The sequence below is a fragment of the uncultured Ferrimonas sp. genome, from assembly GCF_947489035.1.
Classification (GTDB): Bacteria; Pseudomonadota; Gammaproteobacteria; order Enterobacterales; family Shewanellaceae; genus Ferrimonas.
In genome coordinates this window covers 22,554-37,693 of the sequence record NZ_CANLCI010000001.1, presented here as the reverse complement: position 1 = coordinate 37,693, position 15,140 = coordinate 22,554, and the positions used below count along the sequence as shown (strand labels likewise).

The window sequence follows — 15,140 nt, the reverse complement described above, 5'->3', positions numbered from 1 at the left end:
TTGAGATCTAAATGACAAAACATCGTTGGATAGTGTGACCTAGTTAGCCTTTTAGTAACAGCAGGTTAACTTGATCTGAAAAGTGTCGATTCGGCCTAATTTCAGATCTTTTTTTTTGCGGAATCGCGCGCTATTTCACACACTGCAAATAGATGAAAACAGTCGGCTGCAAGTGAAGTTATGGAAACCGTCGTCTCTGCTGGTGTTCAGGCCGTTCATGGTACTCCGACCATTCACGGCGATAAGGTTGTTAATGGGGTCTTTGCCCTGTTGCTGTGTTTGGCTGTGACCTGTTTTATGGCCGGATGCTTCTATTTAAACGCGTACATGCCAAGCATTCATGAGCACGGGATCAGTTACGAAACCTTGCGTGGCACCTCGATGCTGGTGATGTTTCTGGTGTCCGCCGTGGTGGCTCTGCCGACCACGGTTCTGCTGTTATTACGCTGCATCTGGAGCGCCAGCGAAGTGTCTTTTTACGCCTGGACCGTGGTGCTGACCGGCGGCGTATTAAGCTACATCTACATTGTGTTTGGCATGAACATGTTCAGTCGCTATCTGGCCAATTCGCTGTCGCAACTGTTTGGCTAATCAATTTCAAACAGGTAATAGATGTCGAGCGACCGTTCATCCTCTTCTTTGGAGATGGCGCTGACCCCTTCCAGCCACAGTCGCTGCAATAAGTAGTAGCGCACGGTCAGCTCTGACAACCCTTCACCAAACACATCCACCCCGTACTTCACGTACAGTTTGTCGCCAATGTAGCCACTCACGGTTACTTGGGTGTCGTCGCCGCTGCCTTCGGCATCCAGCTTCACGTCTCGTAGCCCTAACTCTTCGCCAATGGCGGTTACTAAGCCGCCTGTGGTGCCCACGCCCACGCTTAACGCTGCGGTGGCCCACAACGAGCTGTTGCCATCAGAGCTTAAGCCTTGGCCACGGATCAGATAAGAGAGGATCTCTTGCTGTTCCATCGCACGGTTGGCAAACAGGGTCAGCTTCGGGGCTTTCGGCACCCCGCCTAAGCGCACCCCAACGGTAAGATCTTCGCTATCAATGGTGCGGGTGGCTTCCACATCCAGATTGGGCAGGCTGGGTGGGCCGTTAAAAATCACTTGGCCACGGTTGATGCTCAGCCGCTGGCCGTAGGCTTCAAACTGGCCATTGCGTAAGGCTAAGGCGCCGTAGATCTGCACCGGTTGGGTGGGCAGTTGCCGCACTTGCAGATCGCCGCCGATGTTGCCGCCGAGCCCCAGCGCGTCAATTTGCAGCTGCGGCGCAATCCTCACCTTAAGATCCAAGGTGGTGCGTTGATTCTGTTGGCGCTGCTGTTGATCAAGGTTATCCAGATAGATCACATCATCACTGACGGTTACCGCCCCTTTGGGCAGAGAGCTGACCTTAAACGAGCCGTGCTCAACGGCGATGTCGCCGGTTAAACTCAGCAGCATTGGGGTCCAGATCAGGTGCAGCTGCGGCGAGGCACTGACTTGCACCATCGGTGGGTAGAGCAGATCCAGTTGCTGGCCATTGATCTTGGCTTCTGCGGCAAAGCCGTGCAGCCAATACAGTTTGCCATCAAGGTTGGCGTCGCCACTGCCCACTTTGCTGGTGCCACTATAGGTGGCGTGATCGCCATTAAAATCGACGCTGGCGTTAAGCTGTGACAGTTCGGTGGGGTTACTCAGCGCTTCGATTTGCCCCTGACTGAGGCGTAACTGCCCCGTCAGCAGTGGCGACAGCAGTTCGCCGGCCAACGCGATATCGCCATCCAATAGAACCCGAGCATCGGCCAGTTCTCGAAACCACGCTAACAGCGGCGCCAGATCCAGATTGTTGGCGTTAAAGTTACCGCTTAACGGGTAGGGCGCTTGGCGGCCTAAGTCGGCACTTAGGCTCATCTTTTGCTGATCATTGAGCTGAAATTCGGTGTCGATCAGCAGCTTATTGGCTTGCAGTTGTAAGTGGCTGGCGGAGCGTTGCCAGCGGATGGCGCTGTCGGCCACGCCAATGCCGCGTTTGAGCAGCAACTGGCCGTTATCGTCGTTGAAATTAAAGTTAAACACCGCTGCTTGGGTAGGGCTCCAGTTCAGCGCCAACTGGCCAGAGAGTTGGCTTTGTAAGGTGATCCGAGGCGGGATCAACGGCGCCAACAACTGGGCCAGATCGGCGCTGAGATCCCACGCCATGGCGCCTCGTTGACCGATCAACGACGGCCCTCGCGAGCAGATCTCGGTGCCGCGGGTCAGCCAACAGTGCTGCTCGACAATCGCTTCTTTTCGGGCGAGATCAAAACGAACCCCGGCAAGGTGATTGAGCTGCAGATCCCAATCGTTATAGCGGCCGCGGGCATTAAAGATCCCCCCCAGCCACTGCTGTTTATCGGGGTAGTAGTTGCCGCCAATGCCAAGGCTCAATTCGCTGTTGCCGCTGATCTCTAGCTGCAGCTCTTGGCGCTGGTTATCGCCGCGCAAGTGGGCGTTAACGGCGCCAATCTCCGTGTGGTTTTGAGTTAGGCTGGCCAGCTGCAATTGGCCTTGCAGCTGTTGTTGCTGCTTGGGCTGATAATCCAGTGTTAACGCCATCTGGCGGAACTGGGTGTCAGCCAACTGCAGCGCCGGGCTGCGGCCGTTGAGGTGGATCTGGGGGTTGTCGTGGTGGCCGCTGATGGTTACGTCGGCGCTGACGCTGCCCGCCAGTTGCGGCAGCCAGTTGTGCAGTTGTTGTCCCTGCAACTGAGCCCGCAGATCCCACTGTTGATCCGTTAAGCCGCCATCCACGGTTAAGCTGGCACCGTTGAGTTGCAGTTGCATCTGTTGTGCCTGTCCTTGCCATTGGGAGTCTAACTGGCCGCTGCCTTGCAGTTGCAGTGGGTACTGTTGCCACTGGCCAGACAGATCCGCTTGTTGCAAGCCAAGCTGCCACTGTTCGTTATTGCGATAATGGCCGCTGGAGGCCACGCTGCCGTTCAGCTGCAACGCCAACTTTGGGTCGAACTTCGCCAGATCGATGCCACGGCTGAACAGCCCCAGATCCCAACCGATGCCATCGCGCAGATCCAATTGGCCGCGGCCGCTGGCTTGGCCCATGCCGCCGCTGATCTCGGCCTGCTTGAGCGTGATCAGCCCCTGTTGATGTTCGGCACTGAGCAGCAGCTCGGCCTGAGGGTAACCGGCCAATAACACCGTGCCGCTGCCTTGCAGTTGCTGCTGGGTTAAGGTGCCGTGGCTGCGCAGCACCACATTTTGCCCTTGGTACTTGGCGTCGCCACGCAGCGGCCAACGAACGGATTCGGCCACTAAGTTGGCGTGATAAGGCAGTGACGCTTGGCTAAAGTCGATGTTGCCTTGCAGTAGCCCTTGCCAGCCGCCTTGGCTGCTGATGGCAACATCAAGCTGCTGCAAACTGTTGCTTAGCTGTGCTTCGACCGCCAAGCCTTGCAGTTGTGGCGCCCAAGGCAACACCCCAAGGGTGCCGCTCAGACTGGCATCAATCGGGTAGGCTTGTTCAAAGCGGAGGCTGGCACTGCCGACCAAGTTGCCCCAGTCGTGATCCAGTTCGAACTGCTTGATTGCCAAGGCGCGATGGTGCCAATGGCCTTGCAGCGATAAATGGGCAAAGTGTTGCACCAAGCGGCCGGTTTGGATCAGGCCGCCATTGACGCGGATGTCGTCAATGTCGATGGCAAAGGGCAGATCCACCGTGGGCAGCTGCGCCAGTGGCCCCGGGCGGTTGGTTGTGGGGGTGGCCGCGGCGTTAGAGGCAACGGCAGGTTGTGCTGCCTCTGTTGGCGGCAGCACAAACTGCAAGCCATCCAGTTGGGTGCGATCCAACCATAAGCGTGTGTTATCTAGGATCACCACCCCATCAAGGCGTTCGGCGCTGATCTCAATGCGGCCCACCATCACCTTAATGTTGGCCAGCTGCGCTTGCTGTACTTCAATTCGAAACGGCAAGGGCAGGCCACGGTAGGCTCCGGCGGCCAAGGGCGGCCGCGGATCGGTTTCTGGCGGCTTCGGTTGAGCGGTGGCAGCACGCCGCGGCACGATAACCTCGATGCCGCTGGCCTGCAGTTGTTCCGCGCACAGGCGCCGATCTAAAAAGCAGCCAAGGCGCCACTGCAACTTGGCCTGCGCCACGCGCACGGTAACGCTGGGCAGGGTAAGCTCGAACCCCTTGACGGCAAAGCCACGGCTGACCGACCCCGATTGGTAACTGACCGAGAGGATCGGCAGTTGATCCAAGCCGATAAACAGCACTCGGGTGCCAAAGGGGGTGCCCAGCAACAGGGCCAGCACCACCAACAGTGATACCGGAATTAGGCTAAAGCGGAACAACCAAGCGCGGATCATAGCTCGGCCCCAATGGTGATGTGCAGCCGTATTGGCGCGTCTTGTTCGCTTAAGCCATAACCAACATCAGCGCGCACGGGGCCGATGGGCGAGATCCAGTGCAGCCCCAGCCCGACGGAATAGGCCCACTCAATCGCTTTTTTATCGCGTTCGTCAAAGGCGTTACCGGCATCGGCAAAGGTGGCTAAGCGCCACTTATTGGACAGGTAATATTGGTATTCAACGCTGGCGGCACCAAAGAAACGCCCCCCGACCACTTGCTCTACGCCATTGTTGTTAATGGTTGGCGCCAGCGATTGGTATTCAAAGCCGCGCACGGTTTGGTCGCCACCGGCAAAGAAGCGCAGCGACGGCGCCAATTGTTGTGCGGCGCTGTCGCTGACCAGATTAAGACCCGCATCAAGGCGGCTGGTTACGCGATGGCGGTCAAAGGGAGAGGCCACCCAGCGCCACTGGCCACGCAGGCGGGTGGTGCTTTTGGCTTCGCTATCGAGCGGGGTGCCGTATTCCACCGTGTAGAGTTGGCGAAAGCCACTGCTGGGATCCAGCGCCGGGCCGTGGCGTCGGGTTTTACTGAAACTGATGCCGGGGAAAAGGTAGTCGGCGGTTTGCTGCTGCCCCGCTTGTTGCCACTCTTCGTTGAGGTAACGCAGGTAATAGCGGCGGGTCCAGCTGTTGGTGTACACCGTTTTACGGGAGACGCTGGCTTGGATCAGCGTGCTTTCCAGATCGCCAAACTCCTCTTTGCCGAAGCTGCTGCCAAATTGCAGCAGATCGTTCAGCGGGTGCTCCAGCGGAATGCGATATTCAAACGACAGCTCTGGGTTGCTTTTCGAAATTTCCAAGCGGGTTTCTTGGGAATGACCCCGGCGGTTAATTTGCGGCGTACGCCAGGTTATCGAAACCCGTGCTTTGGTGTCGGTGGCGTAGCCTGCACCCAGTTCATAGGAGTGGCTGGGGGCTGGGGTTAGCTGCACTTCAATCGGCACCGTTGCGGCTAACTCCTGCTGCGGCTGGGGCAGCACCTTTACGTCTTTGAAGTAGCCGACGCTCAGTAAGGTGCCGGTCAGTTCGCTGACTTGGTCGTTATGGTAGGGCTGATGGCGGTTAAAAGGCACCATCGACTGCAACACATCTTGATCGAGATCCGAGCCCAGAAAATCCACTTCGCCAAAGGTGTAACGCTGCTTGCTGTCGTACACCAGTTGCAGTTCGGCTTGCTGTTGCTGACGGTCGATGCCGATCTGTTGCTGCACCATGCTGCCATCAAAGTAGCCACGCAGCAGCCCAAGGCTGATTAAGTCGGTTTTCAGCCGTTCGTAGTCGCCGTGATTAACCACGTCGCCGGGCTTGATGGCCACTTGTGCCAGCCGCTGGGTAAAAGCCGGATCCGTCTCGGCTTGGCCTTGCACATCAACCTGCACCTGCTGATAGCGAACCGGCTGGCCGGGATCGATGGTCAGTTGCAGCTGCCACGGCTGCTGATCGCGTTGCAGCACTGGGGTGACGCTGCCGTGGTAGTAGCCCAAGGCGTGCATCGCTTTTTGCACTTTATCTTCAAAGGTAAACAGGTAGGTGGCGCGTTCGGCTGGGGTTTGCGGCAGCTGGCTTAGGTAGGCGTTAATGTTGTCGCGCAGGGCACCATCAACCCCAATCAGAGTGAGCTCTAGGCTGTGTTGCTCTGGGGTTAGCCGCTGTTTGACTCGGTCGCCCAATTGCTTGCCGCTGTGTTCGGCACTGCTGGCGATCCGTTCGCTTTTTTCAACCACCCGTTTGATGGGGGTCAGCACTGCGGTTTCGGCTGCGGTGATGGTGTTGCTGCCCAGTTGAGTTAACGCCGGCAGGGGCGACGCGGCCGGTTGTTCATCGCTGGCGCACACGCCGCTGCAGGCAACAGCCAGCAGCAATAGGGTGATTCGGCGACAATGCAGCAAACAGCGTACTCCTACTAACGGAACGACCAAGGCCAGATCCGCGGCAGTCACGCCGTTATCAAAGCCAAAACTCAATGGGAAATTTGAGTAACATCATTATTTTAAGGGGTTATTGGTTACGAGCAAACAACCACAGCGGTTAATTGTAACTAAATCTCGACGGATCCTTGGGTGGGCAGACAATCGACGGCGCACCAGCGCCACCGGCGGCTTGTGGCAGGGCGAAGTGGATTGAGCTCGCGTGCAGCCTGCACAGCCTAGGTTCATGCCATTGCCGCCGCGATTTGTGCGGCGGCGTGACGGAGAAGGGCTGCTAAATTAGATAATTCGATAAAAACCCGCTTACTGCAATCGACTTTCTTACCGAGAACTTTTGCGGCAATGGCACTATGGTTAGTCAAACGGTTAGCCACTAGGTTGATCAGCAAATAACCCAGAAAGAGGTACGCAATGGAGTCGGTAAAAGTTCGGGATTACATGACCAAACACCCTGTGGCCTTAACGGCACAGATGTCCCTCGACAGTGCTGTCGAAACCCTATTGCAAGCCAATCAGACCGGTGCACCGGTGGTGAATGAGCAACACGGCGTGATCGGTTTTGTGTCGGAGCAAGAGCTGCTTGGGGTGATGCTAAAAAGCACCTATCACTGCGATCTGCACGATAACGTCGGCGATGTGATGCGGACGGATGTGGTCACCGTAAGCGCCGACGATTCGGTGTTAACGCTGGCGGAGCAGATGCTGCAGTTAAAGCCGAAAATTTATCCGGTGGTTGAGAATGGCCGCCTAATCGGCATGATCAATCGCAGCCGTGTGTTGCATGCGCTGAATACCCACATGAAACAGTGCTATCGCAATACGGCTTAAACCATTCAAATATTCACTAAGCGCAATCGGCATTTAGCAATGAATGCCATTGCGCTTTTTTGTTAGAATCGGCGGATATACCTCGCTTAGGGAACAAGGCATGAAAGACCAAGTCTGGGCGCAGCTTCGCGACGAAGCTAAAGTCGTAACGCAAAATGAACCGCTGCTGACCAGCTACGTGCACACCTGCATTCTGAGCCATAAAAGTCTCGGCAGTGCGTTGAGCTTTATCCTCTCCAATAAGATCTCTGATGAAGTGATGTCATCGGCGGTGGTGCGAGAGCTGCTTGAAGAAGCCTATGGTGCCGAGCCAGAGATCATCGGCAATGCGGCCCACGATATTAATGCGGTGTTTCATCGCGATCCCGCCATTAAAAAACAGCTCACCATTTTGCTGTACCTGAAGGGCTTTCAGTCGTTGCAGGTGCATCGCTTTGCCCACTACCTGTGGCGCAGCGGCCGCGAATCGTTGGCGCTGTTCATTCAAAGCCGTAACTCGGAAGTGTTTGGTTTGGATATCCACCCCGCCGCGCAAATTGGCAAAGGGGTGATGTTCGATCACGCCACCGGCATTGTGGTGGGTGAAACCGCGGTGATTGAAGACAACGTGTCGATTTTGCAGTCGGTCACCTTGGGCGGTACAGGTAATGAATCCGGCGATCGCCACCCAAAGATCCGCTCTGGGGTTATGATTGGTGCGGGCGCCAAGGTACTGGGTAACATTGAAGTGGGCGAAGGCGCCAAGGTGGGGGCGGGCTCGGTGGTGCTTGATGCGATCCCGCCCCACGTTACCGTGGTTGGCATTCCTGCTCGCATTGTGGGCAAGCCCGATTGCGCCACCCCATGCGAAACCATGGATCAGAACTTTCTGTCTGATGGCATCTAGTGCCTAACGGGGCAGACGCCGCAATCCATAAGGAGCCGAAAGGCTCCTTTTATTTTGTCTTAATGCAGCTCCGCCGCTGGGAAATTAACGGGGAAATTTCAGTAATCACCGAGCGACCGATCAGCGTGGCGCAGCCGTTGTGCCATCAAGCTGTAACCGCCATCACAGTGCCGATGGAATCGCCCTTGCCACGCTTGAGCGCTGGGCTGGCATTGTCTACAATGGCGCTGTTTTTATTTACTTCAGGTCATGAACATGAGCGACACTAACTCAAAGCCAGCTTTACCGGATCATTTAGCGGGTAACCCGCGCAGCCCACATCACGTGGCGGAGTGCTTCGAACACCCAATTGGTATTCGATTGAATGGCAAAGAGCGCGATGATGTTGAAGAATACTGCATCAGCGAAGGTTGGGTTAAAATTCCATCGCCGCGTTCGTTAGATCGCCGTGGCCAGCCAATGCTGATCACCCTAAAAGGCACTGTAGAAGCCTACTACATCTAAGTTGTTGCCGACTTAGCCTCAACACATAGAGTTTAATCTGGTTAAGCTTTATGTGTTGAATATTCAACGCTTACCCGCACCGCCTCTTCTTTTTGTTTCCTGTTCTTGCTTTCCAGCCCGCGCGACCTCGCAGAGCCTTCAGCGCGACTTAAGTCTTCAGCGATACTTAAGCCATCAACGATGCTTGAAGGTTTCAGCGTTACTCAAGCCCTCTGTTACAAGCCCTCTGCTGCGACCAGCGCCAGCCTACGCTACATCAACACATCTAAACCCACATCCAGCCACAATAGTGCGCCGCGTTACAGCTCGAATGTGTTGGTCAGTACTTTATACAGTTCGGTGCCTTGCTGGGCGTTGGCACTGGCAAAATGCAGTACCGGAATGGCATCGCAGGGCAGGGTGATCTCTTCAAACAGTGGGGTGTCTTGGCCGAGCTTATGGTAATGCCAGATCCGCGCAATGGCTTGGCCTTGGGGTAATGGCGTGCCCAGCTGACCAAGGTATTCCACTTGGCCACCGCTGGGGCTGTACAGTGCCCGATAATCCTGCAACAAGCAGGCGTGCTGGGTTACCGGCGTGGGGTGGTGGCTGCCATCCGCCCAGCAGCCGTGTTGCTCTAAGTAACTGGCGATCCCCAAGGCATCTTGTTCGGCTTGGTGGGGATCAAGGTGCTCTTGCGAGCCCAGCTCTAGGGTAAAGGCGTTAACGGCGATGGGGAAATCACGGCCTAGGGCGGCAAAGGCTTGGCTGAGCTGCCACCACGGGCTAAAGGCGGCTTCATCTAAGGCGCCGCCAAAATCCGCGGGCATGATGATGTTCAGCGGAATGTTAAAACGCTTGGCTTGGGCGCGGGCAAACTCTGGCACATAAAGGTGGCGATCCGACACCGGGCCGGTGTGCAGATCCAGCACGATGTCGGCGTCGGTGGCCAGTTGCTGCAGGCTGAGCGCCATCCGTTGGCCGGTTTTCAGCCCCCACGGGGTTTGCAGGCGCGCCTGCAGTTGCTGTTGCAGCAGTTCCGTAAAGGCTGCTTTTACCTGCTGATCCGAGGCATGTCGTTGTTGCTGGGCAAAGGGGGCGATGGCGTCGCCATTAAAGTGGTACTGACGGTTCCAGTTGTCGCCACTGATGGGATCAAAGCGACCCAAGGTGAATTCGCCGCTTTTTTGATTGATGCCGATGGGGTTGGCCATCGGCACGATGGTGAACTGGCCTTGGGGTGGGTGAGTGCGGCAGAGGCTAAGAAAGCGTTCAATCACGGCGTTACCTTGGATCTCGGCGCCGTGAATGTTGGCCTGAATGTAGACCTTGGGGCCAGTACCGTTACTGAATTGGATCACCGGCACGGTGGCGCGTTCGCCATTGGGTTGCTGGCCAACCACCCGATCTGAAACCACCATCTGCATCAATCATGTTCCTCTTGGTTAAAGGCCCATCATAACAACTGCGATCCCGCCTCGCAGTGCTACTTACGTTCACCGAGGTTAGTGTTAAAACTCTAGATGTTGTTATAGTGGCAATTGTGATCTTAATCACCTTTTAGTCTGCAGGAACAACAGCATAAGGACACAAGCGAGTTATGGAAAACAACTATGTACTGAAGATGTGGGGCAAGCTGAAGTCGATGCCATTTGGCGGCAAGCTGATGGCGATGGCGATTGCACGCCAAGCGCCGTACTTCAAAACCGTAGGCGCTACGGTGATCGACATTGTGCCGCACCAGTCGCAAGTGCTGCTGACCAAGCGCCGCAAAATTGAAAATCACATCGGCACCGTTCACGTTATTGCTATCTGCAATGGCCTTGAGCTGGCCATGGGCACCATGGCGGAAGCTTCGATCCCCAAACATTTACGCTGGATCCCGAAGGGCATGAGCTTGGATTACACCGCTAAGGCAGGCAGTGATATTCGCTGTGTGGCCGAGGTGGCGGCCAGCGATTGGCAGCCCGGCGATCTGATGGTGAAAGTCACCGCTTACGATCGCAATGACGTGGTGGTGGTGGCGGGAACCATTAAATTGTGGATCAGCGAAAAGGATAAGAAATAAGCGCCACTGTGGGGGGACGGCCATCGCTCGGTGGCTTCGTCTGCCTTATTGATGTTCTGTTTAAGTTAAAATCAGCAGCGGCAGCGAACATCTCTTTTTACCAAAATGCACATAATCGTTAACTCCGTCAAAACGCCGTAAATTGCTGTTGATGTTTTGTTACTTCTGCTTTATTGAGCCTGAGTTGGCGCGGGTTTCCGGCATTCTGGACAATTGGTAAGACAAATTCGGATCTGGTTCACAGTCTCAACATAAACGCCGTTCAATGAGACAGATCGAGCATGAAGAAAAAAGCAAAGTGCTTACAATGTGCCGCGTATCTGGCTCGAACCAAGGTTAGCCAATTCTGGTTTGCTAACCTTGATCCGGTGCCAAAGCGCCACTTTGTTTTTATCACACGGAGTAGTTGTTGCCATGACTGAGCAAACAACCAACACTCAAGATAAGTCTTACCGCGAGCTGCATCGCCCGGCGAGCGAGTTCGATACTCGTTCTGACTATCTTGATCACGAACTGCAAATCATGAAGCCTCGTCGCTTTGGCCTTAACCTGCCAGGACGTGACTTTAACTTTGAGTGGGAAGATCTGGTTCCTGCTATTGCCGGTACTATCGGCATTATCGCGATGTACTCTGCGGTAATGATGTCTTGGGCCGAAGGCCTGACCCAAGCGTGGGATCACGTGCAACTGGGTAAAGAGTTTGCCATTGAAGTATCTCGCGTAGAGATGCTGCTGCCTGCTCTGTTTTTCTGTGTTATTGCGTCCGGTTTTGTAAACCCTCGCGCTAACTTGGCCGGTAACCACGGCCCAATGATCCCACTGATCGGTTCCATCGCTTTGGCGGGTGCTCACCCGTTAGCGCTGGCGATTTTGCTGGGTGTTTTTGGTTTGCTGCTGTCTTACTTTAAAGGCGGTTCCCGTTTGGTGAACCTAACCGGCAACGGCGTGGCCGGTGGTCTGTTGGTGTTCTTGGGCTTTACCGGCTCAATGAGCATGATTGGCAACATCCAGAACTGGTCTAACGGCTTGATCCCTGAAGGCGGCGCTGCCGGCGACATGGGTTACGTTGGCTTGGTGGTACTGGCAGTGGTTATCGTGCTGTACGCCTTGTTGGCTCGCATGGGTAAGCGCTGGTTGGCGATCCCAGCTTGTGCCATCACCGGTCTGGTACTGGCGTTGGCATTGGGTGCTGGCTTCGATCTGCGTTTTGAAACCGAAATGGGCATTCCAAACCTGAACCCAATGTTCTGGTGGGGTTCCACCACTGAAGGTTGGATGCTGGGTCTGCCGACGCTGCAGCACTTCATTGCGTCGCTGCCGTTTGCCATCTTGGCGGTTGCAATGTGGTCGCCTGACTTCTTGGGTCACCGTATCTTCCAAGAGTTGAACTACCCGAAAGGCACCGAAAAAGTGCTGATGGACGTAGATGACACCATGACCATGTGTTCTATCCGCCAAATGGTGGGTACGGCACTGGGTGGTGGTAACATCACTTCCTCTTGGGGTACTTACATGATCCCTGCGGCCATCGCGAAACGTCCTATCCCAGGCGGCGCTATCCTGCTGGGCCTGCTGACCATGGCGGTTGCTATCTTGGGCTCGCCAATGGACGTAGCGGTATGGCCTCCGGTAATGCGCGTAGCGCTGCTGGTGGGTGTATTCCTGCCGTTGCTGGAAGCTGGCGTACAGATGATCAAAGACGAGAAAGACGCACAAGCTGCTGGTATCTGTGTCTTCGCTGCGGCGGTGACCAACCCAGTATTGGCTTGGGCACTGACCATGCTGTTGGATAACAACGGTCTGATTGGTGACAAAGAGCGTCCTGCCAAGCTGTCTAAGCTGGATCGCATCATCATCCCTGGTTCCGTATTGCTGATCTGTTTTGCTGCCATGCTGGCTGTTGGCATGCTGGAAAGCAAATGGGGCATTCCAGCGCTGCTGTAATGCTCAGCGTTGTGGCTGTGCTGCTGACGTAGCCACAAAGCAACAGACAAAAGGGCGTGCCAATGGCACGCCCTTTTTCGATCGGTACGGGGTGATAATGCGGCAGCGGCACCCGAGTCATCGCGCGTTTGCTGGCCCCGTTAATTTTGCGGGTGAATGATCAGGTTGCCGTGCTGAGCCTTGAGCTCTTGTTGGATGGTGAGCGGATCTAAACTCGCGGCGGCGCTGATCAACAGATCGGCAGAAAAGGCGGTCATGCCCGATTCGGCAATGGCCAGATGGTGGCTGTTGAATTGCTCAATGTTGGCGCCGTGATTGTGCAGCACCGTGGTGATGTCTTGCACCAGCGATGGCTTATCGTCGCTTTCAATGTTCCAACGGTATTGCTGTGCATTTGGGGGGCTGGCGCTAACCGGATGCAGGCGCAGATGCACGCTTTCCAACGACAACAGCGCCTGTTGCAGTGGTTCGAACTGCTCGCTGGGCACCTGTGCGCGGATCAGCGCTGCAAAGCGGCCATCAAGGTTATTCACTTTGCTGGTCAGCCATAAGCCATCGTAGCGAGTTAAGGTGTGCGATAACGCATTCAGCATCCCCGGCTGATCGGGGCCATCAACGCAGATGATGAAAGTGGTGGTGTCCATGCCATGCTCCTGGGCGCCAACGCGCGCAACCCGATAGATACGGTAAGGGTTAAGTTTAGCCGTTGGCGCTGGGGCTGTATGTCTTACCAGAGCGATTGGCATTGAAGCGAGAAGAGCGGATTGATCCCAATAAAAAACGGAGCCCTTGGGCTCCGTTTGGATTGCGCTGTTAGCGCGAATTAGGCGCGCTGCAAGATCTGCTCGCAATCGGCCAATTCGATGTGGCCGTGCTCGCCCAGAGGCAATTGACCGTGCTCCGCTAGGGCCGCGCTAACTTGCTCTACGGCGTCTAAGCGGTTAACGCCGTAATCGTCCAGCTTGGTGCCAACGCCTAATTCGCGGTACAGCGCTTCAATGGCGTTGATGCACTGCTGTGCGGCGTCTTTGCCGTCAATGCCGAAGACGTTTTTGCCCATCTGCACCAATTTGTCGTGCTTGTGCACGTACTGCTGACGCAGCAAGGCTGGCTGCACAACCGCTAGGGTTTGGGCGTGATCCAACCCATACAGGGTGGTCAGTTCGTGGCCGATGGCGTGGGTGGCCCAGTCGTGGGCAACCCCGGCGCCAATCAACCCGTTCAACGCTTGGTTGGCGGTGTACATCAGGTTGGCTTGCCACTGGGGCTGGCGGCGATCGTCAAACTGTTGCGCCAGCACAATCAGGTTACGCAGCAGCGATTCAGCGTAGCCGTCTTGCACCATGTTGCCCGCAGGGAAGGTAAGGTACTGTTCGCAGATGTGCACAAAGGCATCAACAATGCCGTTACGCAGTTGGCGATCCGGCAGGGTGCTCATGGCGGTAGGATCCAGCACCGCAAATTGCGGGTACACCAGCGGACTGAAGAACGCTTTCTTTTCAGCGGTGGCAACGCGGGTTACCACGGCTGCGGCATTGGACTCCGATCCCGTTGCGGGCAGGGTAAGAATGCAGCCCAATGGCATGGCGTCGGTTACCTGCGCTTTGCCATCCAGAATATCCCAGCCGTAGCCTTGGTATTTGGCCGCCGCCGCTACGTACTTAGTGCCATCAATGACGGAACCGCCACCAACCGCCAACAAAAAGTCGATCTGCTCGGCTTTAACCAACTTAACCGCGTTGTCGAGGGTTTCGACGGTTGGGTTAGGCTCGATGCCATCAAACTCTAACCACTGGTGGTGTTGCAGCGCCTGCTCTACTTGGGCGTAAATGCCGTTGCGCTTAATGGAACCGCCCCCGTACAGCACCAACACTTTGGCATCGGCTGGGATCTGTTGGCTGATTTCGCTGATCTGGCCTTCGCCAAACAGAATACGGGTGGGGTTTTGAAACTGAAACTGCATGATGCGACTCCGACGTTACGCAAATGTAGAGCGAAAACTCTAAGTTTGCCTAGTTGTGCCGCATCTTACTAGGGCTAAGCCCCGTTTGGCCACTTTACGGTGCTTTATTGTGCACTATGGCTTTGCCGTGTTGCGGGGCAGGTAGTTGATCCCCAGTTTTTGGTACAGAAAGCTCAATAGCCAGATCGGGCCAATCAGCAGAAACTGCACATCTTCAAAGAAGCTGGGTTTGGCGCCTTCAATAACGTGGCCGATAAACTGGCCGATCCACGCCACCACAAACAGCACCAGCGCGGTTTGCCACAACGGCCAAGCAAGGTGCGTCACGTGCAGCTGCATTAACCACAGATTCAGCGCACTAAACAGCACCATCCCCAGCGCCAATGGCGGCGAGAGCTTCCAGTAAAACAGCAGGCTGATCACCATCAATACGGTGGCGCCGTTGACGAGTGGCTGCATCGGCAGTTGCAGCCCCCACAACAACGCCAGCACCGTCCACACAATCACCGGCACGCAGATCCAGTGGATCGCTTTATTGGTGGGGTTTTGATGGCTCACGCCGTAGGTGTCTAGCCATTGCTGGATCGATTTATTGAACATCGGCTTTACTCTGAATGTGACAATGCTCACACTTTATGTCAGC

The 15,140-nt window shown here is 55.7% G+C and carries 12 protein-coding genes; 6 read left to right on the top strand and 6 right to left on the bottom strand.

What is annotated here, in order from left to right; translation table 11 throughout:
• The first annotated feature begins 180 nt into the window (after nt 1–180).
• Nucleotides 181–591 carry a hypothetical protein gene (locus Q0796_RS00125; protein ID WP_298438988.1) on the top strand — a complete coding sequence of 137 codons (411 nt, stop codon included), beginning with the start codon at nt 181–183 and terminating at the stop codon, nt 589–591.
• Here the strand turns inward: Q0796_RS00125 and Q0796_RS00120 are convergent.
• Both Q0796_RS00120 and Q0796_RS00115 read right to left on the bottom strand, forming a co-directional pair.
• Nucleotides 588–4,352: a translocation/assembly module TamB domain-containing protein gene (locus Q0796_RS00120; RefSeq protein WP_298438986.1), complete on the bottom strand. Its 3,765-nt coding sequence runs from the start codon at nt 4,350–4,352 to the stop codon at nt 588–590. The two genes, Q0796_RS00125 and Q0796_RS00120, sit on opposite strands and share 4 nt — an antisense overlap.
• Nucleotides 4,349–6,361 carry an autotransporter assembly complex family protein gene (locus Q0796_RS00115; RefSeq protein WP_298438984.1) on the bottom strand — a complete coding sequence of 671 codons (2,013 nt, stop codon included), beginning with the start codon at nt 6,359–6,361 and terminating at the stop codon, nt 4,349–4,351. Before Q0796_RS00115 ends, Q0796_RS00120 begins: the two co-directional genes overlap by 4 nt.
• A gap of 375 nt (nt 6,362–6,736) precedes the next feature.
• Here Q0796_RS00115 and Q0796_RS00110 point away from each other — a divergent pair, with 375 nt between their 5' ends.
• From Q0796_RS00110 to Q0796_RS00100, 3 genes are all read left to right on the top strand, one after another.
• Nucleotides 6,737–7,153, top strand: coding sequence for a CBS domain-containing protein (locus tag Q0796_RS00110; protein WP_298438982.1), 417 nt, complete (start codon nt 6,737–6,739; stop codon nt 7,151–7,153).
• A gap of 100 nt (nt 7,154–7,253) precedes the next feature.
• A complete protein-coding gene (cysE, locus tag Q0796_RS00105) occupies nt 7,254–8,039 on the top strand; it encodes a serine O-acetyltransferase (RefSeq protein WP_298438980.1) in 786 nt (261 codons plus the stop codon).
• Between the two features lie 255 nt (nt 8,040–8,294).
• Nucleotides 8,295–8,543, top strand: a complete 249-nt coding sequence (locus Q0796_RS00100; RefSeq protein ID WP_298438978.1) for a DUF3297 family protein — start codon at nt 8,295–8,297, stop codon at nt 8,541–8,543.
• A 299-nt stretch (nt 8,544–8,842) separates the two neighbouring features.
• Here the strand turns inward: Q0796_RS00100 and Q0796_RS00095 are convergent, their stop codons facing one another.
• Nucleotides 8,843–9,949, bottom strand: coding sequence for a succinylglutamate desuccinylase/aspartoacylase family protein (locus Q0796_RS00095; RefSeq protein ID WP_298438976.1), 1,107 nt, complete (start codon nt 9,947–9,949; stop codon nt 8,843–8,845).
• Nucleotides 9,950–10,122: 173 nt separating this feature from the next.
• Here Q0796_RS00095 and Q0796_RS00090 point away from each other — a divergent pair, with 173 nt between their 5' ends.
• Complete coding sequence (locus Q0796_RS00090) at nt 10,123–10,590, top strand: hotdog fold domain-containing protein (RefSeq protein WP_298438974.1); 468 nt, start codon at nt 10,123–10,125, stop codon at nt 10,588–10,590.
• Nucleotides 10,591–11,004: 414 nt separating this feature from the next.
• The gene (locus Q0796_RS00085) at nt 11,005–12,534 is read left to right on the top strand and encodes a DUF3360 family protein (protein WP_298438972.1); all 1,530 of its coding nucleotides are present in this window, start codon (nt 11,005–11,007) and stop codon (nt 12,532–12,534) included.
• 140 nt (nt 12,535–12,674) lie between these two features.
• On the opposite strand, the gene Q0796_RS00080 is transcribed toward Q0796_RS00085, so the two are convergent.
• The 3 genes from Q0796_RS00080 to Q0796_RS00070 all read right to left on the bottom strand — a co-directional run bounded on the left by Q0796_RS00080 (nt 12,675) and on the right by Q0796_RS00070 (nt 15,097).
• Nucleotides 12,675–13,178 carry an ACT domain-containing protein gene (locus Q0796_RS00080; RefSeq protein ID WP_298438970.1) on the bottom strand — a complete coding sequence of 168 codons (504 nt, stop codon included), beginning with the start codon at nt 13,176–13,178 and terminating at the stop codon, nt 12,675–12,677.
• A gap of 179 nt (nt 13,179–13,357) precedes the next feature.
• A complete protein-coding gene (locus Q0796_RS00075; protein WP_298438968.1) occupies nt 13,358–14,497 on the bottom strand; it encodes an iron-containing alcohol dehydrogenase in 1,140 nt (379 codons plus the stop codon).
• 114 nt (nt 14,498–14,611) lie between these two features.
• The gene (locus Q0796_RS00070; protein WP_298438966.1) at nt 14,612–15,097 is read right to left on the bottom strand and encodes an Mpo1-like protein; all 486 of its coding nucleotides are present in this window, start codon (nt 15,095–15,097) and stop codon (nt 14,612–14,614) included.
• Nucleotides 15,098–15,140 lie beyond the last annotated feature (43 nt).

What these genes read in the sequence shown, in the direction of transcription:
- Q0796_RS00125 (WP_298438988.1), top strand. Translation starts at nt 181, where the DNA reads ATGGAAACCGTCGTCTCTGCTGGTGTTCAGGCCGTTCATGGTACTCCG.
- Q0796_RS00120 (WP_298438986.1), bottom strand. Translation starts at nt 4,352, where the DNA reads ATGATCCGCGCTTGGTTGTTCCGCTTTAGCCTAATTCCGGTATCACTG.
- Q0796_RS00110 (WP_298438982.1), top strand. Translation starts at nt 6,737, where the DNA reads ATGGAGTCGGTAAAAGTTCGGGATTACATGACCAAACACCCTGTGGCC.
- cysE (WP_298438980.1), top strand. Translation starts at nt 7,254, where the DNA reads ATGAAAGACCAAGTCTGGGCGCAGCTTCGCGACGAAGCTAAAGTCGTA.
- Q0796_RS00100 (WP_298438978.1), top strand. Translation starts at nt 8,295, where the DNA reads ATGAGCGACACTAACTCAAAGCCAGCTTTACCGGATCATTTAGCGGGT.
- Q0796_RS00095 (WP_298438976.1), bottom strand. Translation starts at nt 9,949, where the DNA reads ATGCAGATGGTGGTTTCAGATCGGGTGGTTGGCCAGCAACCCAATGGC.
- Q0796_RS00090 (WP_298438974.1), top strand. Translation starts at nt 10,123, where the DNA reads ATGGAAAACAACTATGTACTGAAGATGTGGGGCAAGCTGAAGTCGATG.
- Q0796_RS00085 (WP_298438972.1), top strand. Translation starts at nt 11,005, where the DNA reads ATGACTGAGCAAACAACCAACACTCAAGATAAGTCTTACCGCGAGCTG.
- Q0796_RS00080 (WP_298438970.1), bottom strand. Translation starts at nt 13,178, where the DNA reads ATGGACACCACCACTTTCATCATCTGCGTTGATGGCCCCGATCAGCCG.
- Q0796_RS00075 (WP_298438968.1), bottom strand. Translation starts at nt 14,497, where the DNA reads ATGCAGTTTCAGTTTCAAAACCCCACCCGTATTCTGTTTGGCGAAGGC.
- Q0796_RS00070 (WP_298438966.1), bottom strand. Translation starts at nt 15,097, where the DNA reads ATGTTCAATAAATCGATCCAGCAATGGCTAGACACCTACGGCGTGAGC.